The organism is Mesorhizobium sp. CA12 (assembly GCF_020165255.1).
GTDB lineage: Bacteria > Pseudomonadota > Alphaproteobacteria > Rhizobiales > Rhizobiaceae > Mesorhizobium.
In genome coordinates this window covers 775607-801773 of the sequence record NZ_JAIUHT010000001.1, presented here as the reverse complement: position 1 = coordinate 801773, position 26167 = coordinate 775607, and the positions used below count along the sequence as shown (strand labels likewise).

At 62.8% G+C, this 26167-nt stretch carries 27 protein-coding genes and 1 tRNA gene; 6 read left to right on the top strand and 22 right to left on the bottom strand.

What is annotated here, in order from left to right; genetic code table 11:
- Both gatC and LB520_RS03840 read right to left on the bottom strand, forming a co-directional pair.
- On the bottom strand, positions 1–288 hold the full coding sequence (gene gatC, locus LB520_RS03845; protein WP_095765337.1) for an Asp-tRNA(Asn)/Glu-tRNA(Gln) amidotransferase subunit GatC: 288 nt from the start codon (positions 286–288) through the stop codon (positions 1–3).
- A gap of 216 nt (positions 289–504) precedes the next feature.
- Positions 505–1212, bottom strand: a complete 708-nt coding sequence (locus LB520_RS03840) for a metal-dependent hydrolase (protein WP_224636480.1) — start codon at positions 1210–1212, stop codon at positions 505–507.
- A 116-nt stretch (positions 1213–1328) separates the two neighbouring features.
- Here LB520_RS03840 and ruvX point away from each other — a divergent pair, with 116 nt between their 5' ends.
- A complete protein-coding gene (gene ruvX / locus LB520_RS03835; RefSeq protein WP_224636479.1) occupies positions 1329–1811 on the top strand; it encodes a Holliday junction resolvase RuvX in 483 nt (160 codons plus the stop codon).
- On the opposite strand, the gene LB520_RS03830 is transcribed toward ruvX, so the two are convergent.
- The 3 genes from LB520_RS03830 to LB520_RS03820 form a co-directional block, all read right to left on the bottom strand.
- Positions 1753–2094, bottom strand: coding sequence for a DUF6105 family protein (locus LB520_RS03830; protein WP_224636478.1), 342 nt, complete (start codon positions 2092–2094; stop codon positions 1753–1755). The genes ruvX and LB520_RS03830 overlap by 59 nt on opposite strands.
- Positions 2094–2651: a hypothetical protein gene (locus LB520_RS03825; protein ID WP_224636477.1), complete on the bottom strand. Its 558-nt coding sequence runs from the start codon at positions 2649–2651 to the stop codon at positions 2094–2096. Before LB520_RS03825 ends, LB520_RS03830 begins: the two co-directional genes overlap by 1 nt.
- Positions 2652–2977: 326 nt before the next feature.
- Positions 2978–4606, bottom strand: coding sequence for a DNA alkylation response protein (locus LB520_RS03820; RefSeq protein ID WP_224636476.1), 1629 nt, complete (start codon positions 4604–4606; stop codon positions 2978–2980).
- Between the two features lie 216 nt (positions 4607–4822).
- Here LB520_RS03820 and LB520_RS03815 point away from each other — a divergent pair, with 216 nt between their 5' ends.
- From LB520_RS03815 to dprA, 4 genes are all read left to right on the top strand, one after another.
- Positions 4823–5788 (top strand): aspartate carbamoyltransferase catalytic subunit, encoded by a 966-nt coding sequence (locus LB520_RS03815; protein WP_095765332.1) that lies wholly within the window; start codon positions 4823–4825, stop codon positions 5786–5788.
- Complete coding sequence (locus LB520_RS03810) at positions 5785–7071, top strand: dihydroorotase (RefSeq protein ID WP_224636475.1); 1287 nt, start codon at positions 5785–5787, stop codon at positions 7069–7071. The genes LB520_RS03815 and LB520_RS03810 overlap by 4 nt, the downstream gene beginning before the upstream one ends.
- Before the next feature lie 174 nt (positions 7072–7245).
- Positions 7246–7839 carry a glycerol-3-phosphate 1-O-acyltransferase PlsY gene (gene plsY, locus LB520_RS03805; RefSeq protein ID WP_411969855.1) on the top strand — a complete coding sequence of 198 codons (594 nt, stop codon included), beginning with the start codon at positions 7246–7248 and terminating at the stop codon, positions 7837–7839.
- Entirely contained in the window at positions 7836–8963 is a 1128-nt protein-coding gene (gene dprA, locus LB520_RS03800) for a DNA-processing protein DprA (protein ID WP_224636473.1), read from the top strand. The genes plsY and dprA overlap by 4 nt, the downstream gene beginning before the upstream one ends.
- Before the next feature lie 32 nt (positions 8964–8995).
- Here dprA and LB520_RS03795 read toward each other — a convergent pair whose 3' ends face one another.
- The 3 genes from LB520_RS03795 to LB520_RS03785 all read right to left on the bottom strand — a co-directional run bounded on the left by LB520_RS03795 (position 8996) and on the right by LB520_RS03785 (position 10683).
- On the bottom strand, positions 8996–10141 hold the full coding sequence (locus LB520_RS03795; RefSeq protein WP_224636472.1) for a hypothetical protein: 1146 nt from the start codon (positions 10139–10141) through the stop codon (positions 8996–8998).
- A gap of 98 nt (positions 10142–10239) precedes the next feature.
- Positions 10240–10446 (bottom strand): hypothetical protein, encoded by a 207-nt coding sequence (locus LB520_RS03790; RefSeq protein WP_140708746.1) that lies wholly within the window; start codon positions 10444–10446, stop codon positions 10240–10242.
- Positions 10447–10607: 161 nt separating this feature from the next.
- Positions 10608–10683 (bottom strand) — tRNA-Lys (locus LB520_RS03785).
- A gap of 292 nt (positions 10684–10975) precedes the next feature.
- Here LB520_RS03785 and LB520_RS03780 point away from each other — a divergent pair.
- Positions 10976–11431 carry a BA14K family protein gene (locus LB520_RS03780; RefSeq protein WP_140841227.1) on the top strand — a complete coding sequence of 152 codons (456 nt, stop codon included), beginning with the start codon at positions 10976–10978 and terminating at the stop codon, positions 11429–11431.
- A gap of 73 nt (positions 11432–11504) precedes the next feature.
- On the opposite strand, the gene glpK is transcribed toward LB520_RS03780, so the two are convergent.
- From glpK to LB520_RS03710, 14 genes are all read right to left on the bottom strand, one after another.
- Positions 11505–12998 (bottom strand): glycerol kinase GlpK, encoded by a 1494-nt coding sequence (gene glpK, locus LB520_RS03775; RefSeq protein WP_224636471.1) that lies wholly within the window; start codon positions 12996–12998, stop codon positions 11505–11507.
- Between the two features lie 92 nt (positions 12999–13090).
- Positions 13091–14821, bottom strand: coding sequence for an ABC transporter substrate-binding protein (locus LB520_RS03770; RefSeq protein ID WP_095765319.1), 1731 nt, complete (start codon positions 14819–14821; stop codon positions 13091–13093).
- Positions 14822–14897: 76 nt separating this feature from the next.
- On the bottom strand, positions 14898–15185 hold the full coding sequence (locus tag LB520_RS03765) for a DUF2160 domain-containing protein (protein ID WP_224636470.1): 288 nt from the start codon (positions 15183–15185) through the stop codon (positions 14898–14900).
- A 4-nt stretch (positions 15186–15189) separates the two neighbouring features.
- Positions 15190–16098 (bottom strand): carbohydrate ABC transporter permease, encoded by a 909-nt coding sequence (locus LB520_RS03760; protein ID WP_095765317.1) that lies wholly within the window; start codon positions 16096–16098, stop codon positions 15190–15192.
- Position 16099: 1 nt separating this feature from the next.
- Positions 16100–16966 carry a carbohydrate ABC transporter permease gene (locus LB520_RS03755; protein ID WP_095765316.1) on the bottom strand — a complete coding sequence of 289 codons (867 nt, stop codon included), beginning with the start codon at positions 16964–16966 and terminating at the stop codon, positions 16100–16102.
- Entirely contained in the window at positions 16967–18034 is a 1068-nt protein-coding gene (locus tag LB520_RS03750; protein WP_224636469.1) for an ABC transporter ATP-binding protein, read from the bottom strand.
- A gap of 10 nt (positions 18035–18044) precedes the next feature.
- Positions 18045–19124 carry an ABC transporter ATP-binding protein gene (locus LB520_RS03745; protein ID WP_224636467.1) on the bottom strand — a complete coding sequence of 360 codons (1080 nt, stop codon included), beginning with the start codon at positions 19122–19124 and terminating at the stop codon, positions 18045–18047.
- A gap of 39 nt (positions 19125–19163) precedes the next feature.
- The gene (gene glpD / locus LB520_RS03740) at positions 19164–20690 is read right to left on the bottom strand and encodes a glycerol-3-phosphate dehydrogenase (protein ID WP_224636466.1); all 1527 of its coding nucleotides are present in this window, start codon (positions 20688–20690) and stop codon (positions 19164–19166) included.
- Between the two features lie 128 nt (positions 20691–20818).
- Positions 20819–21586 carry a DeoR/GlpR family DNA-binding transcription regulator gene (locus LB520_RS03735; RefSeq protein WP_140545843.1) on the bottom strand — a complete coding sequence of 256 codons (768 nt, stop codon included), beginning with the start codon at positions 21584–21586 and terminating at the stop codon, positions 20819–20821.
- Between the two features lie 126 nt (positions 21587–21712).
- Positions 21713–23125 carry a pyridoxal phosphate-dependent decarboxylase family protein gene (locus tag LB520_RS03730; RefSeq protein ID WP_224636465.1) on the bottom strand — a complete coding sequence of 471 codons (1413 nt, stop codon included), beginning with the start codon at positions 23123–23125 and terminating at the stop codon, positions 21713–21715.
- Positions 23126–23183: 58 nt separating this feature from the next.
- Positions 23184–23915, bottom strand: a complete 732-nt coding sequence (locus tag LB520_RS03725; RefSeq protein WP_095765311.1) for a peptidase — start codon at positions 23913–23915, stop codon at positions 23184–23186.
- Between the two features lie 32 nt (positions 23916–23947).
- Entirely contained in the window at positions 23948–24742 is a 795-nt protein-coding gene (locus LB520_RS03720) for a transglutaminase domain-containing protein (protein WP_224636464.1), read from the bottom strand.
- Between the two features lie 20 nt (positions 24743–24762).
- On the bottom strand, positions 24763–25704 hold the full coding sequence (locus LB520_RS03715; RefSeq protein WP_095765309.1) for an alpha-E domain-containing protein: 942 nt from the start codon (positions 25702–25704) through the stop codon (positions 24763–24765).
- Positions 25705–25767: 63 nt separating this feature from the next.
- Positions 25768–26127: a four helix bundle protein gene (locus tag LB520_RS03710; RefSeq protein ID WP_095765308.1), complete on the bottom strand. Its 360-nt coding sequence runs from the start codon at positions 26125–26127 to the stop codon at positions 25768–25770.
- Positions 26128–26167: the final 40 nt, after the last annotated feature.

Below are 26167 nucleotides of genomic sequence, written 5' to 3'. Positions count from 1 at the left end.
CTACTCCACCACCTTCGGAACGAGGAAGAAGTTCTCGTCCGTCGCCGGAGCGTTGGCGACGATGTCGGCGGCCTTGTTGCCGTCGGTGACGGCATCCTGGCGCTTCTTCATCTCCATCGGCGTGACCGAGGTCATCGGCTCTACGCCCGAAACATCGACCTCGTTCAACTGCTCGACGAAGCCGAGAATGGCGTTCAATTCGCCGGTCATGCGCTCGGCGTCCTCCTCGCTCACCGCTATGCGGGCAAGGTGCGCGACGCGCTTCACGGTCTGAAGATCAACGGACATGTTCTATCGCCTCGGGAAAACCAGTTCGGGCTATAGCGGCGCGGCGCTCAGCGTGCAACACGGATCATGCCGGTTCGATCGCCACGCGGTCGCTCCCCGGGCGCTTACGCGGCAATGCCACGCCCTCGCAGTGATAATGGCTGCCACGGTTTGCCGGCCTGTCTGCAGCGTATCTTTTCCTGGCTTGGGAGCAGAGCCCTTCCGACACAAAGAAACCTACATCGTGATCGCCTTGCCGATGTCCGGCAGCGCCACGTTTACGCCCGAGCCTTCCATGCCGGCGACGAACTTGTCGGCGGTCTGGTCAATCATCGAGAAGGTGCCGAAATGGCAGGGAACGACCGTATCGAAGCCGAAGAAGCGGCGGCAGGCAAGGGCCGCCACAGCGCCGCCCATGGTGAAGCGGTCGCCGATCGGCACGATGCCGATCTTCGGTTCGTGCAATTCGTTGATAAGCCCCATGTCGGAGAAGATGTCGGTGTCGCCCATGTGGTAGAGCGTCTTGTCCTCGGGGAAGTGCAGGACAAGCCCGCCCGGATTGCCGAGATAGGTGTTCGTGCCGCCTTCGCCGCCGAAGGAGGACGAGTGCAGCGCCTGGACGAAGGTCGTGGTGAAAGGGCCGCAATCGACGGTGCCGCCGATATTGCCCGGATTGATCTTGTCGCCGCTGACGCCCTGGCCGACGAGGTACATGCAGATCTCGAAATTGGCGACCAGCATGGCGCCGCTTTTCTTCAGCACTTCGACCGCGCCGCTGACATGGTCGTTGTGGCCATGAGTCAGGAGAACATGGGTCACGCCTTCCGCCGGCCCTTCCCAGCCGCCCGTCCAAGATGGATTGCCGACCAGATAGGGGTCGATGAGAATGGTGGCGTCCTTGGTCTCGACGCGGAATGCCGAATGTCCGTACCAGGTCAGTTTCATGAACGCTTTCCTCGATTTCTCCGTTGCCGGAAGATAGAACGCTAGTCGCAAATTGAAAGTGGCGCCCTCCTCCTACACGTCAAAAGGATGTGACGCCTGGATATCAGAGGAAGTCGTTGGGCATTATTTCAATCGAGGAACTGCCGGCGCGGCTTGCCGGCGGCAAGACGCTCGCCGGGCTCGATCTCGGCGACAAGACGATCGGTGTGGCGGTTTCCGACCGCGGGCTGTCCTTCGCCCATCCGCGCCCGGTCATCCTGCGTAAGAAATTTTCGCTGGATGCCGCCCAACTGCTCGCTCAGCTCGACAAGGACAATGTCGGCGCCGTCGTGCTCGGCCTCCCGGTCAACATGGACGGCTCGGAAGGGCCCCGAGCGCAAAAATCCCGCGCCTTCGTCCGCAACATGGCGCCGTTTTCCGACCTGCCCTTCGTGCTGTGGGACGAGCGGCTGTCGACGGTCGCGGCCGAGCGAACACTGATCGAGATGGATTTCTCGCGCAAAAAGCGCGCCGGCAAGATCGATTCGGCGGCCGCCGCCTTTATTCTGCAGGGAGCGTTGGACCGGCTTCAGTCGCTGGGCCGAGCCGATCGGGGCTGATATCGCCGTGCCGGCGCTGCTTGATCCATTCGGCGATGTTGCGCCGGCGGCGGAAGGCCCAAAGTCCCATGAGCAGGAAAAAGTCGAAAACGCAGGTCCGCGCCACCATGCCCGGAATGATCGCCGGATCGACGCCGAGCATCTGGCCGTAGAGCTGGAAAGCGAAATCGTGCACCTGTCGGCTCAGCATCGCATAGCCGAAATTCATGTCGTTGGCCGACAGGAAGAACCATCCCCAAAAGATGGCCATCGGAGCAGCCCAGAGCGTGAATATCGTGCGCATCAGCGCCTGCCTCCAGGCTTGTTTTCCGGGCGGCCGGATATGCGGGAAAGAAGCGAGCTGTGCGCGGCTCCCATTGCCATGCGCGAGGCGGCGCGTATATCACCCTCGGGCAAGTGCATTGCTGCAAAGGTGGAGCGGCGTTCAGCCAGCACGGCGATGTAGGAGGCAAGCAGCGCCGTCATCTGGATGGCGACGATCATGAACAGGCCGTTTATGCCTTGCGCCACGCCGCCGACGAGGATCAGCGAAAGCAGGAGCGATGCGGCGATAAAGGCGGTCCGCGCCACGCTCTCGCCCGCGTCCGGCCTTGCCGCCGCGTTCAGCAGCGTTTCGACGAAGGCCCAGCAGAACAACACCGCGACGATCAGGAGCGCGATGGAAAGCGGCGCCAGAACGGCAACATTTTCCAGCCCGGGAAGCCCGTTGGCCTGGACTGAGAGGCCAAGCACGCCAAGCGCCGTCGCTATGCCGCGGCTGCCGTCCATGCAGATATAGGCAAGCAGGGCGAAAACCACCGCCCAATGCAAGGCCAGAACTGAGCTCAACACGTGCCGCATACGTTTCCCGCTGGCGGAGTTCGGGGAGGTCATGGTTAACCCTTCCCTACTCCAGCAAAGTGGAGAGTGGGCTTTGCAACGGTTCGCCGCAACGGAAACCATTTGTTAAGGTTAACAGCTGTCCACAGATCGGCAATCTGCCTTTAATGCATGTCGCCCAAAAGTGCGCAGCGGTTCTGGGCGACATGCATCACAACAATGACTTGAAGCGCGTCGCCCGAATCCGTTTCGGCGCGATGCGCTCTACGGAATGATGCCGAACAAGCGTGAAGCGGTTTTCGGATGACGTGATGCTCAATCTCTTGATTTAGAGATTTAGAGGCGGATCAGGTCACCGGCGGATAGAGCGTATCGATGATCATGCGCGCATCATGGCGCGAATCGAGCATGCCGTAGGTGGTGCGCCACTGGCCGCCCAGCCGCGTTTCGACGAAAGCATCGGCAATCCGCCCTGCTCCCAGCCTGCGCAGCTCCGCCGCTGCGGCCGAAAGCGCCAGCTGTTCGGTGAGCAGGCGCGCCGAGCCCTGGTCGTTCGCGGCGACCTGCATGGCGGCCTTCAGCACGCCGATGGTGCCGCGCCCGCCGGTGCCTAGATCGCGGTCGATGCCGGTCAGCACCTCCTCGAACAGGCCGGGCGCGCGGCCGAGCACGCGCAGCACGTCGAGCGCCATGACATTGCCAGAGCCCTCCCAGATCGCATTGACCGGCGCCTCCCGGTAGTAGCGGGCAAGCGGCGCTTCCTCGACATAGCCGTTGCCGCCAAGGCATTCCATCGCCTCGTAAAGCAGCTGCGGCGCGATCTTGCAGACCCAGTATTTGACGACAGGCGTCATGGCGCGGGCAAAGGCCGCCTCGCCGCGATCGCTTGCCGCCTCGTCGAAAGAGCGCGCCAGCCGGAACGACAGCGCCGTGGCCGCGGCGACGTCGAGCGCCATGTCGGCCAGAACCCGCTGCATCAGCGGCTGGTCGATCAAGTTGGAGCCGAACACCTGGCGATGACGCGTGTGATGGACGGCCTCGGCAAGGCCTGCCCGCATCAGCGCCGACGAAGCGACCGCGCAGTCGAGCCTGGTCAGCGTCACCATGTCCATGATCGTCTTCACGCCTGCGCCCGGGTCACCGACCATCTCGCCGATCGCGTTGACAAACTCCACCTCCGACGAGGCGTTCGAGCGGTTGCCGAGCTTGTCCTTCAGCCGCTGGAAACGGAACCCGTTGCCGGAACCGTCGCCCAGGATGCGCGGCACGAGGAAGCAGGACAGCCCCTCCGGAACCTGCCCGAGCACCAGGAAGGCATCCGACATCGGCGCCGACATGAACCATTTATGGCCGGTCAACCGGTAAAAACCACTGCCGGTGCGCTCCGCCCTGGTGGTGTTGGCGCGCACATCGGTGCCGCCCTGCTTCTCGGTCATGCCCATGCCGAGCGTCAGCCCGGTCTTCTGCACCGGAGGCTTCTGCGCCTGGTCGTATTTGCGCGTCGTCACGCGCGGCGCCCATTCGCGGAAAAGCTTCGGGCTTGCCATCAAGGCCGCCAGCGAAGCGCTGGTCATGGTAATGGGGCAAAGATGCCCCGTCTCGAGCTCAGCGGTCAGGTAGAAGCGTGCCGCCCTCACCTGATGGCGGCGGCCGATCTCGGCATCGCCGTTTTCCCATACCGAAGAATGCAGGCCGCCGGCGATCGCGCGGCGCATCAAGGCATGATAGGCCGGATGATATTCGACCAGATCGAGGCGACGGCCCTGGCGGTCATGGGTGCGCAATTTCGGCGTGTCGGTGTTGGCGAGGCGGGCAAGCTCCTGCGCTTCCTGCGTCATCACGAACCGGCCAAGCCCGTCGAGATCCTTGCGAACGGGGTCGGAAAAACGCTCGGCTAGCTGGATGAGCAACGGATCGCCCCGCCATGCATTGCCGCCTGCCAATGGCGGCGGCTGGTTGATCACCTCGTCGGTCACGCCCAATCCTTCAGTTGCCCAATCCTTCAGTTGCCCAATCCTTCAGTTGGCCGAGAGGTTCTTACCATTTCCAAGCCCGCGGTCGCGAATCCGAAGCCACTGGGCCTTATAGCCCAAGCCACGGAAGGCGCGCGACGAAAATACCGGGGAGAACGCCCGCAATCCAAAGCTGGCGCTTGCGGCAGGCCGGACCGCACCCTATAGCAGCGCCTTGAGATGACCGACGCTTCGTCCCTGCCGCTCTTCCCCCACCGCCATCTTCTGGGCATCCGCGATCTTTCCCCCGCCGATATCGAGCTGTTGCTTGATCGGGCGGACCAGGCCGTGGCGATCTCGCGGCAATCGGAAAAGAAGACCTCGACGCTGCGCGGCCGCACCCAAATCAACCTGTTCTACGAGGCATCGACCCGCACGCAATCCTCCTTCGAGCTCGCCGGCAAGCGTCTCGGAGCCGACGTCATGAACATGTCGGTGGCAAGCTCCTCGGTGAAGAAGGGCGAGACGCTAATCGATACGGCCATAACCCTCAACGCCATGCGCCCCGACATCCTGATCATCCGCCACCAATCGGCGGGCGCGGCTGCCCTGCTCGCCCAGAAGGTCGGCTGCTCGGTGGTCAATGCCGGCGACGGCGCGCACGAGCACCCGACGCAGGCGCTGCTCGATGCGCTGACCATCCGCCGCGCCAAGGGGCCGCTGTCGAAGCTGATCGTGGCGATCTGCGGCGACATCCTGCATTCCCGCGTCGCCCGCTCCAACATCATGCTTCTGAACGCGCTTGGCGCGCAGGTGCGCGTCGTCGCGCCCTCGACATTGCTGCCGTCCGGCATCGACAGGATGGGCGTGATCGTGTCGCGCTCGATGGCCGAAGGCCTGAAGGATGCCGACGTGGTCATGATGCTGCGCCTGCAGCGCGAGCGCATGGAAGGCGCTTTCGTGCCGTCGATCCGCGAATATTTCCGCTATTTCGGCCTTGATGCCGAGAAGCTGAAAGCTGCCAAGGACGATGCGCTGGTCATGCATCCCGGCCCGATGAACCGCGGCGTCGAGATCGCCTCCGAGATCGCCGACGGACCGCAAAGCGTCATCCAGGAACAGGTGGAGATGGGGGTCGCCGTGCGCATGGCGGTGATGGAAGCGCTGCTTGATCCGCGCCGCAACCATGAGGGGCGCGGCGCATGAGCGTGACCGTCTTCAGCAAGGCGCACATTGTCGACCCCTCGCGCGGCGTGGACGAGATCGGCAGCGTCATCGTCGACGGCCGCAAGATCGTCGCTGCCGGGAAAGCCGCGTTGAACCAAGGCGTGCCGGAAGGCGCCGCCGTCGTCGACTGCGCCGGCAAGACGATCATTCCAGGTCTTGTCGACGCGCGCGTCTTCATCGGCGAACCAGGCGGCGAGCATCGCGAGACCATCGCTTCGGCAAGCGTCGCCGCGGCGGCGGGCGGCGTCACCTCCATCGTCATGATGCCGGACACCGATCCGGTGATCGACAATGTCGCGCTGGTCGAATTCGTGCTGCGCACGGCACGCGACACCGCTAGCGTCAACATCTTCCCGTCGGCAGCGATCACCAAGGGCCTCGAAGGCCGCGAGATGACCGAGTTCGGCCTGCTGCGCGAGGCCGGCGCCGTCGCCTACACCGACGGCCGCCACACGATCGCCAATGCGCTGGTGATGCGCCGCGCGCTGACCTACGCCCGCGATTTCGGCGGCGTCATCGCGCACGAAACGCAAGATGCCAACCTCGCCTCGTCCGGCGTGATGAACGAAGGGCTCTATGCGAGCTGGCTCGGCCTCTCGGGCATTCCGCGTGAGGCGGAGCTGATCCCGCTCGAACGCGACCTGGCTTTGGCCCGGCTGACCGGCGGCGCCTACCACGCGGCAAAAATCTCGTCGGCGATGGCGGCCGGCGCGGTAAACCGTGCCAAGACCGAGGGCGCCAATGTCACAGCCGGCGTCGCCATCCATAATCTGTCGCTCAACGAGAACGATGTCGGCGAATACCGCACCTTCTTCCGGCTGACCCCGCCCTTGCGCGCCGAGGACGACCGGCTGGCGATGATCGAGGCGATCGAGGACGGCACGATCGACATCATCGTCTCCTCGCACGATCCGCAGGACGTCGACACCAAGCGCCTGCCCTTCGCCGACGCCGCCGCCGGCGCCATCGGGCTGGAGACGCTGCTTGGGGCGGCGCTTCGGCTCTACCACAATGGCGACGTGCCGTTGCTGAGGCTGATCGAGACGCTGTCCACAGCGCCGGCCAGACTGTTCGGCCTGCCGGGCGGCACGCTGAAGCCGGGGGCGCCGGCCGATCTCGCGGTGGTCGATCTGGACGAGCCGTGGATCGTCAGCGAGAGCGGTCTGCGCTCGCGCTCGAAGAACACCTGTTTCGAGGGCGCGCGTCTGCAGGGCACGGTCCTGCAAACGGTGGTGGCGGGCCGCACGGTGTTTTCCGCATAAGCCACCGCATCGCTTGAGCCCTGCTCAGCCTGCCCAGCATAGACTTGCTTGGCGAACCCTCCCGACTCTACCATTATGATAAATTCACGCCCAAGCAGGGCCAGCACTTGCAAACTATGGTTGCATCGCGCACAGTGTATCAATCATAGGGAGAGAAACCGGGCGGCAGGAAATATGGGGGAAACATTGGGTTACGTGATCGCGCTCGTCTTCGGCTATCTGCTCGGCTCGATCCCGTTCGGGCTCCTGATCACCCGTGCGGCCGGGCTCGGCGATGTCCGCCAGATCGGCTCCGGCAACATCGGCGCGACCAATGTGCTGAGGACGGGTAACAAGGGCCTTGCTGCCGCCACTCTGCTGCTCGATGCGCTGAAAGGCACTGCCGCGGTGCTGATCGCCGGACATTTTTCGCCGGACTTCGGACTGTTGGCCGGTTTCGGTGCCTTTCTCGGCCACCTCTTCCCGGTCTGGCTCGGCTTCAAGGGCGGCAAGGGTGTCGCCACCTATCTCGGCGTGCTGCTTGGCCTTGCCTGGCAAGGCATGCTTGTCTTCGCCGTCGTCTGGCTCGCAATGGCCTTCCTGTTCCGCTATTCCTCGTTGGCGGCATTGGCGGCCGCGGTGGTCGTGCCGATCGCGCTCTATGTCACAAGCACGCCGCAGATCGCGGGCCTGTTCGCGCTGATGAGCCTGATCGTCATCGTCAAGCATCGAGCAAACATCTCGCGACTGCTCGCCGGCACCGAGGGCAAGATCGGGGCGAAGGGATGAGCGCCCTGGCTGCCGGCCCGCGTCTCAGCGATCGGCAGCGGCTTGCCTGGCTTCGCCTGATCCGCACGCCCAATGTCGGCCCGGCCTCGTTTCGCGAGCTGATCAACCGCTTCGGCTCGGCCGAAGCCGCGCTTGAAATGCTGCCGGAGCTGATGATCTCCGGCGGCGCCAATCGCATCGTCCGCATCCCCTCCATCGCCGAGGCCGAAGCCGAGCTGGAGGCCGCGCGGCGCGCCGGCGCCCGCTTTGTCGGCATCGGCGAGGCCGATTATCCGCCCCTATTGAAGACTCTCGACAACCCGCCGCCGCTGCTCGCGGTGAAAGGCGAAGGCGCGGTCTTCCGCTTGCCGGCGGTGGCGATTGTCGGCGCTCGCAATGCCTCGCTGGCCGGCATCAAGATGGCGCGCATGCTGGCGGCCGATCTCGGCCGAGACGGCTACGCCATCGTTTCCGGCCTGGCGCGCGGCATCGATACGGCCGCGCACAAAGGCAGCGTTTCGACCGGCACAGTCGGCGTGCTGGCCGGCGGGCTCGATGTCCCCTACCCACCTGAAAATGCCGGCCTTTGCGATGAGATCGCCGATCGCGGCGGCGCCATCGTTTCCGAGATGCCCTTCGGGTGGCAGCCGCGCGCGCAGGATTTCCCACGCCGCAACCGCCTGGTGGCCGGCATGGCGCTTGGACTGGTGGTGGTTGAGGCGGCGCAGCGCTCCGGCTCGCTGATCAGCGCGCGCCTGGCCAATGAAATGGGCCGGCTGGTCTTCGCCGTGCCGGGCTCGCCGCTCGATCCGCGCGCCGCCGGCTGCAACGCGCTGCTCAAGGACGGCGTCACGCTGGTCACTGAAGCCGCCGATATCCTTAGCGCGCTGGCGCCGCTTGCCGGCACCCGGCTTCCAAGAACCGCCCCACTTGCCGAGGCGCCCGACATATCAGCCATGCCGCCGCCAGGCGAAAACGACCGCGCCGATGTGCTGGAAGCGCTCGGGCCTACGCCGACAGGCATAGACGAGATCATCCGCCACACGGGACTGAGCGCCGCGCAGATTGCCATGGTGCTCCTGGAACTCGACCTTGCCGGGCGGCTCGAGCGTCACGCCGGCGGGAATGTGTCGCTGATCGCGTGACCTGCGGGCTTCAGTTCCGGATTTGGATCCTTCTACCGGAACAAATATTTGGACACTTCCGGATTGCCGCGGCGCCACATCACATTGTCGAGGAAATAGTGGTGCACATTGATGAAGATCAGCACGATGAAGAAGAACAGCGACGAACCGAGCACCTGCTTGTCGTAGGGAACCAGGGCGGTCAGCACGAACGGGATCAGCCAGAAGCCGAGATAGCCAAGCGCGCCGCCACCGATGATGAATCCCAGCACCCGCAACCGATAGCGGGGCCCGAGCACGGATAGTATCTTCGGCTCCGGATCCCGGGCGGCATCCAAGACGTCACGCTCGACATTGGTCTGATAGCGCCACACCACGGCCAGATATTGCAGCGAGTGAAGCGCCGGCACCACGAGCAGCCAGAGCGGGTTAATCCTGGCGATCAGGATCCAGAGATAGAGCGAGGCGACATAGGCCACGATGCCGTTGTAAGGCAGTCCGCCGCCATTCCTTCGCCAGCGGCTGACCAGCATGAAAAGCGTGGCCGCCGTCGATCCGACGGCCGCCAGCACGGCAATGTCGGTGATCCATGACGGCGCCGCGAAGGTGTAATATTGAAGGCCGTAATATTGCCCCTGCGTCACGGCCGTATTCGTCTGCAGCCAGGCCAGGATCCACACCGCATAGCTGTTGACGAGCAGCACCTTCTTGTCCCGGTCGTCGAAGAATTTGCGCTTCAGGACGGCGTCGACCATCAGCATGCCGTAGCCTTGCTTGACGTAGTGCCAGCCGACGAAGAAGAACATCGCGTTGGCCGCAAAGCCGAGCAGCCGCGTGTTCGACGTCGCCGCGCCATAGGCAAAGAACAGGGCCATCACCACTGGCACGATGACGCCGGCGAAAATGTAGCGAAGCTGCAGGCTTCTGTCGTAGCCCTCGCCACGCACCTTGCGGCCGAAATTGCGGTAGAAAATCTGGTAGGAGTGGGCGAAGTGCGGATAGTTCACCAGATAGGCCACGACGACCATCGTCGCGGCCAATGGACCTTCATAATCGCGCGGAACAAAGAACAGCACGGGCAGGATCAGAAACGCGCTGCCGCCGAGCATGAGGAAATCGGCGACCGGGCCGAAAAGATATCTGCCCGGCGGCGTCGCCGCCTTGGGCGCCTGTGCATCTACCGAAAGGTCAAGTGCCATCCTGGAGCCTCCCTCGGAGGCGCCGAGTTTAACCACGACCCCATCCAGGGACAAGGCAACGCGGCAGGATCTCTCTTGCCTTCGGGCAAGTCACCCCATTACGCTGAGGCGGTCGAAGCGATCTTCATCAGCCGCTTTCTGGCCTCCGCCACTCGCTTCTTCTCCGACCTTATGCGGTCGCACAGCGCGAGATTGATCCCGACGCCACATTCTTCATCCAGCATTTCTTTTGCATGATTGAGCGAAGTTTCTGCGCGCTTGACGCGCAGCCTGGCCCTGGCCAGTTCCAAGTTCAGTACGTCCACTGTATCCGCATCCCAGATTGCGGTCCCTTCAACAGGGAAACAGCCGCGCGCAAGCTTTTGTTCCGATTGCCGGAGACGCAGACAAATGTGCTGCTTCGATCGCCCCGGACATGGAAGCGCCCGTGGGTCGGATCTCGCATCTATTTGGGTGTTAAAAATTTTGGTGAGCGCGATGGGATTCGAACCCATGACCTACTGATTAAAAGTCAGTTGCTCTACCGGCTGAGCTACGCGCTCCCGTGGGCTCGGAACGCCGCCCTCGAAATTGCGCGGAACATAGGGAGAGTGTCGCGGCCGGTCAACCGGAAAAAGACGGGCTTCCAAGGCGGGTTTCTTGAACGGATTCGAAGGGGCGCCGAGGGTGAACGGCTTTCGATGCCTGCGCCAATGACCCGACCTGGGGCTGCTTCAGAAAGCCCTACAATAACAATGGGCTGACACAATGGGCTGATGGTGGAACGGGAACCATTGCAATCCGGGCCCGTTTCGCAAAACAGGACGTCCCCATCAACCATCGAGGAGAAGATCAATGAACAAGATCGCATCCGGCCTGTTGGCAACCGCTCTCTCGGCGTCGTTCCTCGCGGCGGAGATGGTGCCGGTCAACGCTCAGCCAGCTTATGTACCGCAACCCCAGGGCCTGTCGTCAGATCTTCAGACCGTGCAGTATCGGGACTGGAGAAGGCACCGCAGCTTCAACCGGGATTTCTCGCGTCGTGGTGACGCCGTCTACTGGAACGGCCATCGCGGCTATCGCGAGTATCGCCGCGGCTATCGCCGGCATGGCGACTATTGGTTTCCGCTGGCAGCTTTCGCCACCGGCGCGCTGATCACCGGCGCCATCGTCAACAGCGAGAACAACCGCGTCTATCGCGGCAACTCGCACGTGCAGTGGTGCTACGACCGCTACCGCTCCTATCGCGCCTCGGACAACACCTTCCAGCCTAACAACGGCCCGCGTCAGCAGTGCGTTTCGCCCTACTGACGGCCTCCAGTCAGTACCCAGGGCCGTTGACTGAGCCCGTGCCTCGAGAGGCACGGGCTCTCTCGTTCCGATGTTAGCGAGAGCTCAGCGTCCTGCGCACCGCATCGCGCCATCCGGCCAGTTTCGCACCCCGCGTTGCGGCGTCCATCTGCGGCTTGAAGCGCCGCTCCAGCGCCCAGCTCTTGGCGAAGTCCTTCGCTTTCGGCCAGACACCCGCCCTCGACCCGGCAAGCCAGGCCGCGCCCAGCGCCGTCGTCTCCAGGATCGTCGGACGGTCGACCGGTGCGTCGAGAATGTCGGCGAGCCTCTGCATGGTCCAGTCGGATGCCACCATGCCGCCATCGACGCGAAGCACCGTCTTGGCCGAAGCGCCTTTCCAGTCCTTGCGCATCGCGTCGAGCAGGTCGCGCGTCTGGAAGGCGACCGATTCCAGTGCCGCGCGGGCGAACTCGGCCGGGCCCGAATTGCGGGTCAACCCGAAGATCGCGCCGCGCGCATCCGCGTCCCAATGCGGCGCGCCGAGGCCGACGAAGGCCGGCACCAGATAGACCTGCTGCGCAGGGTCAGCGGCCGCAGCCAATACTCCGCTTTGCTCGGCCTTGCCGATCACCTTGATGCCGTCGCGCAGCCACTGCACGGCTGCGCCCGCGATGAAGATCGAGCCTTCCAGCGCATAGGTTGTCTTGCCGTTGAGCCGATAGGCGATGGTGGTCAAAAGCCGGTTCTTCGAACGCACCAGATCGGCGCCGGTGTTGAGCAGCGCGAAGCAGCCGGTGCCATAGGTCGATTTCATCATGCCGGGCTCGAAACAGGCCTGGCCGATGGTCGCCGCATGCTGGTCGCCGGCCACCCCGAGGATCCGCATCTCGGCCCCGAAAAGGCTCTTCTCGGTGACGCCGAAATCGTCGGCGCAGTCCTTCACCTGCGGCAGGATCGCGGCCGGAATCTTCAGGATCGAAAGCAGCTCGTCGTCCCAGATATTCTTCTCGATGTTGTAGACCAGCGTGCGCGAGGCATTTGTCGCGTCGGTGGCGTGCACTTTACCGCCGGTCAGCCGCCAGATAAGAAAGCTGTCGATGGTACCGGCAAGCAGTTCGCCCCTCTCGGCGCGGCTTCTGGCACCCTTCACCTTGTCCAACATCCAGGCGATCTTGGTGCCGGAGAAATAGGGGTCGAGCAGCAGGCCGGTCTTCTTCGTGAATGTCTTCTCCAGCCCCTGCTTGTTCAGCTTCTGACAGAGCGGCGCGGTGCGCCTGTCCTGCCAGACGATCGCGTTGTGGATCGGCTTGCCGGTCGCCTTGTCCCAGATGACGACGGTCTCGCGCTGGTTGGTGATGCCGATCGCGGCTACATCCAAAGCCGTGCGGCCGGCGGCCTTCAAAGCCGCTTTCACCGTGGCGAGAACGCTTGCCCAAATGTCTTCCGGGTCATGTTCGACCCAGCCGGAAGCCGGATAATGCTGCGCGAATTCCTGCTGGCCGGTGCCGGCGACTTTCATCTTGTCGTCGAACAGTATCGCCCTGGTCGAGGTCGTTCCCTGATCGATGGCCAGCACAAAACCGCTCATTCCGCATCCCTCCGCTTCTCATGCAACAGGGGAGACGGCAAAGCCGCCTCCCCTGCACTTCCTACATGGGCAAGCACGCCCGCGTCATGCAGTTACTGCTGCTGCCAGCTCTTCACCAGTTCGTCATAGTTGATGGTGACCGGCTTTTCCTTTTCGTTCTCGATCTTCAACTGAGGAGCGAGATTGCCTTTCTTGACCGCGTCGGCATTCCAGTAGGCAAGATCGTGCTCTTCGGCCATCTTCGGGCCGATGTCGCCCTGGACGCCCGACTTCTCGATGCGGCTCATGACCTTTTCCTGCTCGGCGCAGAGCGAGTCCATCGCTTCCTGGGCCGACTTGGCGCCGGACGAGGCATCGCCGATCGCTTGCCACCAGAGCTGCGCCAGCTTCGGATAATCAGGCACGTTGGTGCCGGTCGGCGACCACTGGACGCGGGCCGGCGAGCGATAGAACTCGATCAGGCCGCCGAGCTTCGGAGCGCGCTCGGTGAAGCTCTTGTCGTGGATCGTGCTCTCGCGGATGAAGGTCAAGCCGACATGGCTCTTCTTCACGTCGACCGTCTTCGAGGTGACGAACTGCGCGTAGAGCCAGGCGGCCTTGGCGCGATCGTCAGGCGTCGACTTCATCAGTGTCCAGGAACCCACGTCCTGGTAACCGAGCTTCATGCCGTCCTTCCAGTAGACGCCGTGCGGCGACGGCGCCATGCGCCACTTCGGCGTGCCGTCGTCGTTCAGCACCGCTTTGGCGCCGGCGTCGACCATCGAAGCGGTGAAGGCGGTGTACCAGAAGATCTGCTGCGCGACCCCGCCCTGCGCCGGCACCGGGCCGGATTCGGAGAAGGTCATGCCCTGGGCTTCCGCCGGAGCGTAGGCCTTCAGCCAGTCGAGATATTTCTGGATCGAGTAGACCGCGGCCGGGCCGTTGGTATCGCCGCCACGCGCCGTGCAGGAGCCGACAGGACGCGATTTCTCGTCGACCTTGATGCCCCATTCGTCGACGGGCAGGCCGTTCGGAATGCCCTTGTCGCCATTGCCGGCCATGGACAGCCAGGCGTCAGTGAACCGCCAGCCGAGCGACGGGTCCTTCTTGCCGTAGTCCATATGGCCGTAGACCTTCTTGCCGTCGATCTCGCGGCCTGTGAAGAACTGGGCGATGTCCTCATAAGCCGACCAGTTGACCGGAACGCCTAGGTCGTAGCCGTATTTGGCCTTGAAGTCGGCTTTGTTCTTCTCGTCGTTGAACCAGTCGTAGCGGAACCAGTAGAGGTTCGCGAACTGCTGGTCGGGGAGCTGATAGAGCTTCTTGTCGGGCGCCGTCGTGAACGAGGTGCCGATGAAGTCCTTCAGGTCGAGGTTCGGATTGGTGACGTCCTTGCCTTCATTCGCCATCCAGTCGGTCAGGTTGCGCACCTGCTGGTAGCGCCAATGCGTGCCGATCAGGTCGGAGTCGTTGACCCAGCCGTCATAGAGGTTCTGGCCGGTCTGCATCTGGGTCTGGATCTTCTCGACGACGTCGCCTTCCTGGATGACGTCATGTGTGACCTTGATGCCGGTGATGGCGGAGAAGGCCGGCGCCAGCACCTGTGACTCGTATTGGTGCGTGGCGATGGTTTCCGAAACGACCTTGATGTCCATGCCGGCGAACGGCTTGGCTGCGTCGATGAACCACTGCATTTCCTTTTCCTGGTCGGCGCGTGAAAGCGTCGACAGGTCGCCTATCTCCTTGTCGAGAAAGGCTTTTGCCTCGTCCATACCGGCATAGGCATGGCCCGCTCCCAGCAAAAGGACAAGGGCTGTCGTCGATGTTAGAAATTGCCGTCGCATGTGTCTCCTCCAGTCTTAAGTTGCAAGTGCGATCCGGGGCGGCCGCCAGCACGCGGCCGCTCCGGCTATTCCCCCTCTATACGTATCGGAACACGCCAACGGCGTAGACCACGGAGAGAGCGAGAGCCCACCACAGGTTGGGTCCAACCAGACCCAGCCAAGCGAGATGGATAAATGCGCTGCCAAGCAGCGACAGGAACAAACGATCGCCGCGCGTCGTCTCGAAGCGCAGCACCCCGATGCGCGGATGACCGCCGGGCGAGGCATATTCCCAGACGCCCATGCCAAAGAGCATCAGCACGATGATGATGAAGAAGGCGGCCGTCGGCCACGTCCACGCCATCCAGGAGAAGTCGAGATTCATGGCTTTAGACCCTCCCCAGGGCAAAGCCCTTGGCGATATAATTTCGCACGAACCAGATAACCAAAGCGCCGGGGATCAGCGTCAGCACGCCGGCGGCGGCGAGCAGACCCCAATCCATGCCGGCGGCAGAGACCGTGCGGGTCATGGTGGCGGCGATCGGCTTGGCGTCCGTCGTGGTCAGCGTGCGCGCGATCAAGAGCTCCACCCACGAGAACATGAAGCAGAAGAAGCAGGCGACGCCGATGCCGCTCGCGATCAGCGGCATGAAAATCTTCAGAAAGAAGCGCGGGAAGGAATAGCCGTCGATATAGGCGGTCTCGTCTATCTCCTTCGGCACGCCGGACATGAAGCCTTCGAGGATCCACACCGCGAGCGGCACGTTGAACAGGCAGTGCGCCAGCGCCACGGCAATATGGGTGTCGATCAGGCCGAACGCTGAATAGAGCTGGAAGAACGGCAGCGCGAACACCGCGGGCGGCGCCATGCGGTTGGTCAAAAGCCAGAAGAACAAATGCTTGTCGCCGAGGAAGCGGTAACGCGAGAAGGCATAGGCCGCCGGCAGCGCCACCGCCACCGATATCACCATGTTCATCACCACATAGGTGATCGAATTGATGTAGCCCGAATACCACGAAGGGTCGGTGAAGATGGTGCGATAGTTCGCCAGTGTCGGATTATGCGGGAACAGCGTCAGCGACGACACGATCTCCGCATTGGTCTTGAAGCTCATGTTGATCAGCCAGTAGATCGGCAGCAGGATAACGACGATGTAGACCGTCGGCACGATCCACCACCAGCGTGATTCCTCGCCGCGGCGGCGCATCAGCTTCGCCACCTCGTCCTGCGACAGCGTGCTGCCCACTTCGGTGACCGCCGTCTCGCTCACGCGCGTCGTTTCGTTGGCGCCCGCCATCTCAGCGCTCCGCGTCGTAGTTGGTCATCACGGTGTAGAACACCCACGACAACAACAGGATGATCAGGAAGTAGACCAGCGACATCGCCGCCGCCGGGCCGAGGTCGAACTGGCCGAGCGCCGTCTTGACCAGGTCAATCGACAGAAAGGTGGTCGAATTGCCGGGACCGCCGCCGGTGACGACGAAGGGCTCGGTATAGATCATGAAACTGTCCATGAAGCGCAATAGCACGGCGATCAGCAACACGCGCTGCATCTTGGGCAGCTGGATGTAGCGGAACACAGCCCAGCGCGACGCGCCGTCGATCTTGGCCGCCTGGTAGAAGGCGTCGGGAATCGAGACCAAGCCGGCATAGCAAAGCAGCACGACCAGGCTGGTCCAGTGCCAGACATCCATGATGATGACGGTTACCCAGGCATCGATCGGATCCTGGACGTAGTTGTAGTCGATGCCGAGCGCATTGATGTAATAGCCGAGCAGGCCGATGTCGTTGCGGCCGAACACCTGCCAGATCGTGCCGACGACGTTCCACGGAATGAGCAGCGGCAGCGCCATCAGCACCAGGCAGACCGGCACGCCCCAGCCCTTCTTCGGCATGTTGAGCGCGATGAAGATGCCGAGCGGCACCTCGATCGCCAGGATGATGAAGGAGAAGATCAGGTTGCGCACCATCGCTTCCCAGAAGCGGTCGGAGTGCAGCAGGTCCTCGAACCATTCGGTGCCGGCCCAGAAGAAGACGTTGTTGCCGAACGTGTCCTGCACCGAATAGTTGACGACCGTCATCAGCGGGATGACGGCCGAGAACGCCACCAGCACCAGCACCGGCAGGACAAGGAACCAGGCCTTGTTGTTCCAGGTCTTGTCCATCTATGCCCCCATCTCGACGCGCCAGGAATCGGCATAGATGTTGATGCCGGCCGGATCGAAGCGGACTTTCGGTTCGGCCGGCACTTCGTCATCCTCGCCGATCACCGCGGCGATCTCCCTGCCCTCGAGATTGGCGCGCACGACCTTGTGGCGACCGACGTCCTCGACCTTGCTGACCTGCACCGTCATGCCCTCGCGGCCGAGCCGCACATATTCGGGACGAATGCCGAGCTCGACGGCGCCGGCTTCAGCCTTGGGCACGCCGGGTAACTCGATGTGCTGCGCGCCGAGCTTCGCCGTCCTGCCTTCCAGCGCAACCGGCAGCACGTTCATGCCCGGCGAGCCGATGAAATAACCGACGAAGGTGTGGCGCGGACGCTCGAAAAGTTCGGCAGGCGTGCCGATCTGCACGATCTCGCCGTCATACATGACCACGACGCGGTCGGCGAAAGTCAGCGCTTCGGTCTGGTCATGCGTGACATAAACCATGGTGTAGCCGAAGCGGCGGTGCAGCTGCTTCAACTGCGAGCGCAGCACCCACTTCATATGCGGGTCGATGACCGTCAGCGGTTCGTCGAACAGAATGGCGTTGACGTCGGAGCGCACCAGGCCGCGTCCAAGCGAGATCTTCTGCTTCTGGTCCGCGGTGAGCCGGCGCGCCTTCCTGTTCGCCATCGAAGCGAGATCGATCATGTCGAGCGTCTCGCGCACCTTGCGATCGACATCGGCTTCCGGCACGCGCCGGTTGCGCAGCGGGAAGGCCAGATTGTCGTAGACGGTCATGGTGTCGTAAATGACCGGGAACTGGAACACCTGCGCGATATTGCGCTCCTGCGTCGACAGCCTGGTCACGTCCCGGCCATTGAACAGCAACTTCCCGTGCGAGGGGTGCAGCAGTCCCGAAATGATGTTGAGCAAGGTGGTCTTGCCGCAGCCCGAAGGCCCGAGCAGCGCGTAGGCGCCGCCATCCTCGAAAGTATGGTGCACTTCCTTCAGAGCGAAGTCGGAATCCTTCTGCGGGTTGGGCAGGTAGGAGTGGCGGATGTGGTTGACCTCGATGCGCGCCATCGTTTTCCCCTCAGGCCGCCAGCTTCGACGCCGTCACGGCGCGGCCGTTATGGTCGAATACCATGATGTGGCGCGGATCGATGAACACCTCGACCTCGTCGTCCGTCTCGAAATCGAGAATACCATGCGCAAGCATCACCCAGCGCGCATCGGCGAAATCGAGATGGACGAAGCTTTCCGAGCCGGTGATCTCCGTGATGGTGACCTTGGCCCGCACCGGCACGGCGCCGGCGTTCGGCCGCTCCAGCGACAAATGATGCGGCTGGAAGCCGATCGTGTAGCTGGCATCCGCAATGCCGGCGAGTTCCGTCGGCACTGGCAGCTTGACGCCGCCTTCGAGCAGGAAATCCGACCCCTTCTTGAAGAGCACGATGGTGTTGAGCGGCGGATCGGCGAAGGTCCGCGCCGTCACCAGGTCGATGGGCTTGCGGAACACTTCGACCGTCGGGCCGAATTGCGTGACGCGGCCTTCCGAAAGCGTTGCCGTGTTGCCGCCGAGCAAAAGCGCCTCGTGCGGTTCGGTCGTGGCGTAGACGAAGATCGTGCCGGCCGCGGCGAAGATCTTCGGCAATTCGGCCCGCAATTCCTCGCGCAGCTTGTAGTCGAGATTGGCCAAAGGCTCGTCGAGCAACACCAGGCTGGCATTCTTGACGATGGCGCGGGCAAGCGCGGTGCGTTGCTGCTGTCCGCCGGACAGGCTGAGCGGCGTACGGTCGAGATAGGGCGTCAGCTTCAAGAGCGCCGCGGCGTTGCGCACCTCCTTGTCGATCATGGCCTGCTCGACGCCGGCGACCCGCAGCGGCGAGGCGATGTTCTCGTAGACGGTCATCGCCGGGTAATTGATGAACTGCTGGTAGACCATGGCGACGTTGCGCTTCTGCACCTTCTGTCCGGTGACGTCCTTGCCGTCGAACCAGACCGAGCCCGAAGTCGGCGCGTCGAGGCCCGCCATCAGCCGCATCAGGCTGGTCTTGCCGGAGAGCGTCGGCCCAAGCAGGACGTTCAGCGAGCCGTGCTGAAGCGTCAGCGACACGTCGCGGATATGCTCCTGCGCGCCGACGGTCTTCGTCACGTTCCTCAATTCCAGCATCACGCCTCCTCCCAGGCCTTGCGCATCAGCGGTCGATCCTCATTCCGCCGCCGCGACATGACGGCTGCTCAGTCCGCGCATGAATTCTTCCAATGCCGCCGTCTGCTCGCGGCTGAAATGCAGGCCGCGCTTGGTGCGGCGCCACAACACGTCCTCGGCGGTGACCGCCCATTCGTTTTCGGCCAGATAGCGAACTTCCGCCTCGAAAAGGTCGGCGCCGAAATTGCGGCCGAGATCGGCATTCGACTTGGCGAGCCCGAGCAGCCTTTCCGCCCGCGTGCCGTAGAGCCGGGTGAAGCGGCGCGCCAGCCGCTGGTCGAGGAACGGATAGGCGCTTTTCAGCCTGGCAACCTGGGCATCGAAGCCGGTCGCCGCGAAATCGCCGCCGGGCAGCGGCGCATCATGCGTCCACGGCCTGCCGCGCTTGCCGAGAAAACCTTCGATCTTCTCCAACATCGATTCGGCCAGCCGGCGGAAGGTGGTGATCTTGCCGCCGAAGGCGTTGAGCAAGGGGGCAGAACCCTCCCCGCCATCGGCCTTCAGCACATAATCGCGCGTTGCTTCCTGCGCCTTCGAGGCGCCGTCGTCATAGAGCGGGCGCACCGCCGAATAGGTCCAGACGATATCGGACCGCTTCACCGGCTGCGCGAAATATTCGCTTGCCGCCGCGCACAGATAGTCGATCTCGGCGTCGGAGATCTTCACCTCATGCGGATCGCCCGGATAGTCGCGGTCGGTGGTGCCGATCAGCGTGAATTCTTCCTCGTAAGGAATGGCGAAGATGATGCGGCCATCCTTGTTCTGGAAGAAATAGGCGCGCGGGTCGTCGAACTTCTTTCCGACTACGATATGGCTGCCCTGCACGAGGCGGACATTGTGGACGTCGTTCTGGCCGACCGCGGTCGAGAGCACGTGATCGACCCAGGGGCCGGCAGCGTTGACGAGAAGCCGCGCGCGGACCTCTTCGGTCTCCCCGGTAAGCACATTCTGCACCTTCACGGTCCAAAGCGCGCCGTCGCGCCGCGCGCTGACGACTTTTGTGCGGGTGCGGATAATGGCACCCCGGTCGGCGGCATCACGCGCGTTCAGCGCCACCAGGCGCGCGTCGTTGACCCAACCGTCCGAATACTCGAAAGCCTTGCGGAACAAAGGCTTGAGCGGCTTGCCTGCCGGATCGCGGGCCATGTCCAGCGTCTTCGTCGCCGGCAGCAGCTTGCGCCCGCCGATATGATCGTAAAGGAACAATCCCAACCGGATCAGCCAGGCGGGCCTGAGGCCCTTGGCATAGGGCAGCACGAAGCGCATCGGCCAGATGATGTGCGGCGCGTTCTTCCACAGAACCTCGCGCTCCATCAGCGCTTCGCGCACCAGCCGGAATTCAAAGAATTCGAGATAACGCAGGCCGCCATGGATGAGCTTGGTCGAACCGGAGGAGGTCCCGCTGGCGAGATCGTTCATTTCGGCAAGGTAAACTGAAAATCCGCGGCCAACGGCATCGCGGGCTATGCCGCAGCCGTTGATGCCGCCGCCGATGACGAAAATGTCATGGATCGGATATGCGTCCAAAGATTCCTCCAACGATTTCGCATTGCACCATTTTTGTGTTTTACGAAACCGTGACGGAATTATTTCGAACTCAAAGCGAATGTCAAACGAAATATCGCAGTCGGCTGAGCAAGCCGTCGAGGCGTGCCTTATTCGAACGCTGTCTCGATCAGCCGGACTTCGGTTTCCTCGCAAATCCTGCGAATCGACGGGATCTCGCAACGATCGGTGATGAAGGTATTCACCTGCGAAAGATGGCCAATCCGGACCGGCGCGGTGCGTTCGAATTTCGTCCGGTCGGAAACCAGGATGACGTGGCGGGCATTTGCGATGATGGCCTGCGCAACCTTCACCTCGCGGAAATCGAAGTCGAGCAGCGCGCCGTCATGATCGATCGCCGAGGCGCCGATGACGGCGTAGTCGACCTTGAACTGGCGGATGAAATCGACGGCTGCCTCGCCGACAATGCCGCCGTCGGAACCGCGCACAACGCCGCCGGCGATCACCACCTCGATCGTGGGGTAGATGCGCATCCTATTGGCAACATTGATATTATTGGTGATGACCATAAGCCCGTTATGGTCGAGCAGCGCCTTGCTGACGGCCTCGGTGGTGGTGCCGATATTGATGAACAGCGAAGCATTGTCAGGAATCAGCCGCGCCGCCGCGCTGCCGATCGCCTCCTTCTCGTCGGCGGCAATCTTGCGGCGTGCCTCGTACTCCATGTTCTCGATGCCGGACGGGAACAGCGCACCGCCATGGATACGGGTCAGCAGGCGCTGATCGCACAGGTCGTTGAGGTCCTTGCGGATGGTCTGCGGCGTCACGTTGAAATGCGTCGCCAGGTCATCGACCAGCACCCGGCCATGGTCTTTCGCCCTCTGGATGATCTCGGCATGGCGTGGCGAAAGAAACATTGCGCGTCCTCCATTTTCGTTTTTCCCCGTCTATATCGGAAAACGAAAGCGAAGAAAAGGTATAAGCCGGCTAACGAAAATCACCTGATTGAAAAAGGCAAACCAGTGTGGAACAGGTCTGCTGCCTCAGGATACGCGCCGCGCAATCTCGGTTATGACGTCGAACGCCGCATCGACATCTGCCGCCGTCGACTCGAACTGCCCCGCCTGAAAGCGGATCGCCACGCGCCCATCTACCCGCGTTTGAGTCAGGTAAATGCGGCCGTCGGTGTTGATGGCGTCGACGAGGCGGAGGTTGTGCTCGTCAGGGTCGGCGCCTGCCACCGTGCGGTGCCGGAACGAGAACAGCGAAAGCATTGGCTCGCTGACGAGCTCGAAATCCTCTTCCCCGGCAAGGCGCGCGGCAAGCCCTGCGCTCCAGGCGACATGGTTGCGGATCATGGTGCGCAGGCCCTCGAGGCCATGGGCGCGCAGCAGGAACCAAAGTTTCAGGGCGCGGAAGCGGCGGCCGAGCGGCACCGACCATTCCGAATAGTTGATGATGCCGTCATGACCCAGCGTCTTCAGAAACTCCGGCTTGATGGCCAGCGTGCGCACCAGATCTTCCGGCTGGCGCACGAACTGGATCGAGCAATCGAACTGCGCGCCGAGCCACTTGTGCGGATTGAAGACAATGGAATCGGCGCCTTCGACGCCGGCCCAGAAATGCCGGTATTCCGGGCAGATCATCGCCGACCCTGCCCAGGCGGCGTCGACATGGAGGTAAAGCCCGTGCCGCTGAGCGACCGCGGCCACCGCCGCGATGTCGTCCGTGCCGCCGGTGCTGGTGCCGCCGACGCAGGCGATGATGCCGGCTGGCAGCAGGCCGGCCTTGCGATCGGCAACGATCGCGGCCTCGAGCGCGTGCGTATCCATGGCGCGAAAACGTCCGGCGACCGGGATACGGACAAGGTTGTCCTCGCCGATGCCGGAGACCCAGATGGCTCGGTCGATCGAGGTATGGACCTGGTCGGAGGAATAGACGCGTAGCTTCGCCTGCCCGGCCAGCCCCTTTTTGTTGCCCTGCCAGTCGAGCGCCCGCTCGCGCATGGTGAGCACCGCCGCAAGCGTCGCCGAGGAAGCCGAATCCTGGATGACGCCGGAAAAGCCCACGGGCAGGCCGAGCGCCTGGCGCATCCAGTCGACAATGCGCGTTTCGAGTTCGGTCGCCGCCGGCGAGGTCTGCCACAGCATGCATTGCGCGGCCATCGCCGAGACCAGATATTCGGCCACCACCGAAACCGGCGCTGCATTGGCGGGAAAATAGGCGAAGAAGCGCGGATGCTGCCAATGCGTCATGCCCGGCACGATCTTTTCTTCGAAGTCGGCGAAGATCCTGTCCATCGACTCCGGCATTTCCGGCGGCGACGCCTCGATGCTTCTGAAAATCTCGCCCGGCGCGATCGCCGGCCGCACCGGACGGTCGCGCAGGTTGGCGCGATAGTCAGCGCCCCAGTCGGCGGCGCGCCTCGACCAATCGCGGAATTCGTCGCTGTCCATATTTTCCCTCCCCAGCGGCCGTCGAAGATACCGGCCAGTCGAACCGCTCTCGCAAAGCCTATCCCGGAAAATCCGGCAGATTTGAAAAAGCGATTTTCAGCGCGTTGGACCAGCCGTCCGATATGGTGCGGTAGTAAGGGTCATCATGGCCGATCCGTCGGTTCAGCCCCACACTGAGCGCATCCTGTTCCAGGAACAGCAGATCGAGCGGCAGCCCGACCGAGAGGTTGGATTTCAGCGTCGAGTCGAACGACACCAGAAGCAGCTTCACCGTTTCGGCCAGGCTCATTGCCCGATCATAGGCACGGATGATGATCGGCTTGCCGTATTTCGTCTCGCCGATCTGGAAGAAAGGCGTGTCGTCGGTCGACTCGATGAAATTGCCTTCCGGATAGATCATAAACAGTCTGGGCGGGCTGCCCTTGATCTGGCCGCCGAGGATGAAGGAGGCATTGAAGTAGGAATCCGCCTTGTCGCCATTCGGCGAGGCATGCTCTATCACTTCCTTCACTGTATCGCCGACCAGCCGCACCGTCTGGTACATGGAGGGAGTTTCGAGCAGCTTCGGATGACGGTCGCTGACCGCCTTGTTACGCTCGTCGAGCAGGCTGACAACGGCCTGCGTCGTGGCAAGGTTGCCCGCCGACATCAGCACGATGACGCGCTCGCCGGGCTGTTCCCACACATGCATCTTCTTGAAGGTCGAGATCGAATCCATGCCGGCATTGGTGCGCGTGTCCGACATGAACACGAGCCCGCTATCGATCTTGAGGCCGACGCAATAGGTCATGATTGCTCTTCTGCTAGCGATTCCGGCGCAGATTACTGCTCTACCGTGACGGTGACGGCAAGCTTCTCTTGCGCCTGTCCGAGCAGTATTCCCGACACCGGCGAGGCATCGCGATAGTCACGCCCCGTCGCCACCCGCACATAGCGTTCGTCGGGAGAGATACCGTTCGCCGGGTCGAAGGCAACCCATCCGAGTCCCACGACATAGGCCTCGGCCCAGGCATGGCTTGCCGCCTGCTCGACGGCCGCATCCATCATCAGGTAGCCGCTGACATAGCGTGCGGGAAAGCCGAGGGCGACTGCGGCGGCGATGAAGATGTGGCTGTGGTCCTGGCAGACGCCGGACTTCAACGCGAGCGCCTCCTCCGCCGGCGTCACGACGCTGGTCGTGCCCGGCCTGTAGGCGACGCGTTCGCCGATAGCGCCCATCAGCCGGTGCAGTCGCTCGATCTCGGTGCCCTGGCCCAGCGTGCCGGCCAGTTCACGTATGCCCTCGCCGGCGACGGTGAGTGGCGTCGGCTGTCCGAACAGCCAGAGCGGCGCAAAGCCCTGATGCGGACCTGTCACGCCCGCCGTGTCATGCGTGGTCACGTCTCCGGCTGCCTCGACAGTGATCGAATTCTGGCCGCTCTCGGCGCTCACCAGCCGCGTCTCGTTGCCGAAATGGTCGGCAAAGCGCACCTCCTCGCGCGCGCCTTCGACCTTGACCGCCCAGGAGCCGACGGTCTGCGTGCGCCCGCTGGAAGGCCAAAGGCGCAGCCGCTGCAGCAGATACTGCACCGGCTGATCGTAGCTGTATTCGGTACGATGGGTGATCTTGAGCCGCATAACGCTCGCCTCGGCTGGCCTCAATAGAACCGGTAGTCCTGGGCGATCTCGTCGCCCAGCCTGGTGTTGTCGCGAATGAACTCGGCCAGGAACTCGTGCAGGCCATGATCGAATATGTCCTTGATCGAACCCCTTTTGAGCAGCGCCTGGATCTTCTCGGCCGTGCCATGGCAAGCATGGCGTTCACCGTAATCGTCGGCGAGGAATTTCAAATGCTCGCCGAGGAAGCGGTAGCAGAAAGTCAGCGAGCGCGGCATGCGCACGTTGAGGATCAGATAGTCGGCGATATTCGTCGGCTTGTAGTCGGCTTCATAAACCCAGCGATAGGAGCGATGCGCCGACACCGAGCGCAGGATCGATTCCCACTGGTAGTTGTCTAGCGTCGAGCCGACCCAGGACAGCGACGGCAGCAGCACATAATATTTCACGTCGAGGATGCGCGCCGTGTTGTCGGCGCGTTCGACATAGGTGCCGAGCTGCGAGAAATCGAAAATCTCGTTGCGCAGCATGGTGCCGTAGAATGAACCGCGGATCAGCGCCGTCTCGCGCTTGATTGCATCGAGGACCGTCGGCAGGTCGCGTTCGTCGATCGGCCTTGCCAGCATGCGCTTCAGCGACATCCAGGCTTCGTTGATGCTTTCCCAGGTCTCGCGGGTCAGCGCCGTGCGCACCATGCGGGCATTGTTGCGCGCCGTCTCGATCGACGACATCGTGCTCGACGGGTTCGAGGTGTCGCGCAGCAGGAAGTCCGAGACGTTGGCGGCGGTATAGTCCTGGTACTTCTGGCTGAAGGCGATGTCCGAGCCGGCGCTGAGCAGGACCGAGTTCCATTCCTCCGAAGCGCTCTGGGTGCGCGTCAACGCCATGCGTAGGCCGGCATCGACCAGGCGCGCCATGTTTTCGGCCCGCTCGATATAGCGGTTCATCCAGTAGAGACCGTTTGCGGTGCGGCCCAAAAGCATATCAGCTTGCTCCGGTGTCGAGCGAATAGCGAATAGCGAGTAGCGAATAGGGAGAAAAAGACTTCATGACTTTTGCTGCAGGCTCCGGATCATCGAACGTAGCATCTTTCCTATTTCGTCAGTTTGGCCAAGCAAGCTGGCGACCTTCGCTTCGACCATCAGCCCAACCTCTCCGCACAGGATGAGATGTGTCTCCAACTCTTTCAGAGAGCCCTGCGCTACCCGAAGAAATTGAATGAAAGCTCCCGTATTTTCTCTTCCGTGACCTTCCGCAACATTCGCTGCGATGGAAGCCGCCGAGCGTCTTATCTGAGAGGTCATTCCGTACGCTTCGCTGTTTGGAAAAGCTTTCGTGGCCGAATAGCAATCCACGGCCAACCTCAAAGCCGCCTTCCAAACAATCAGATCTCTGTAGGAATTGATTGCCGTCGTATCCCCCTTTTCCCTACTCGCTATTCGCTAC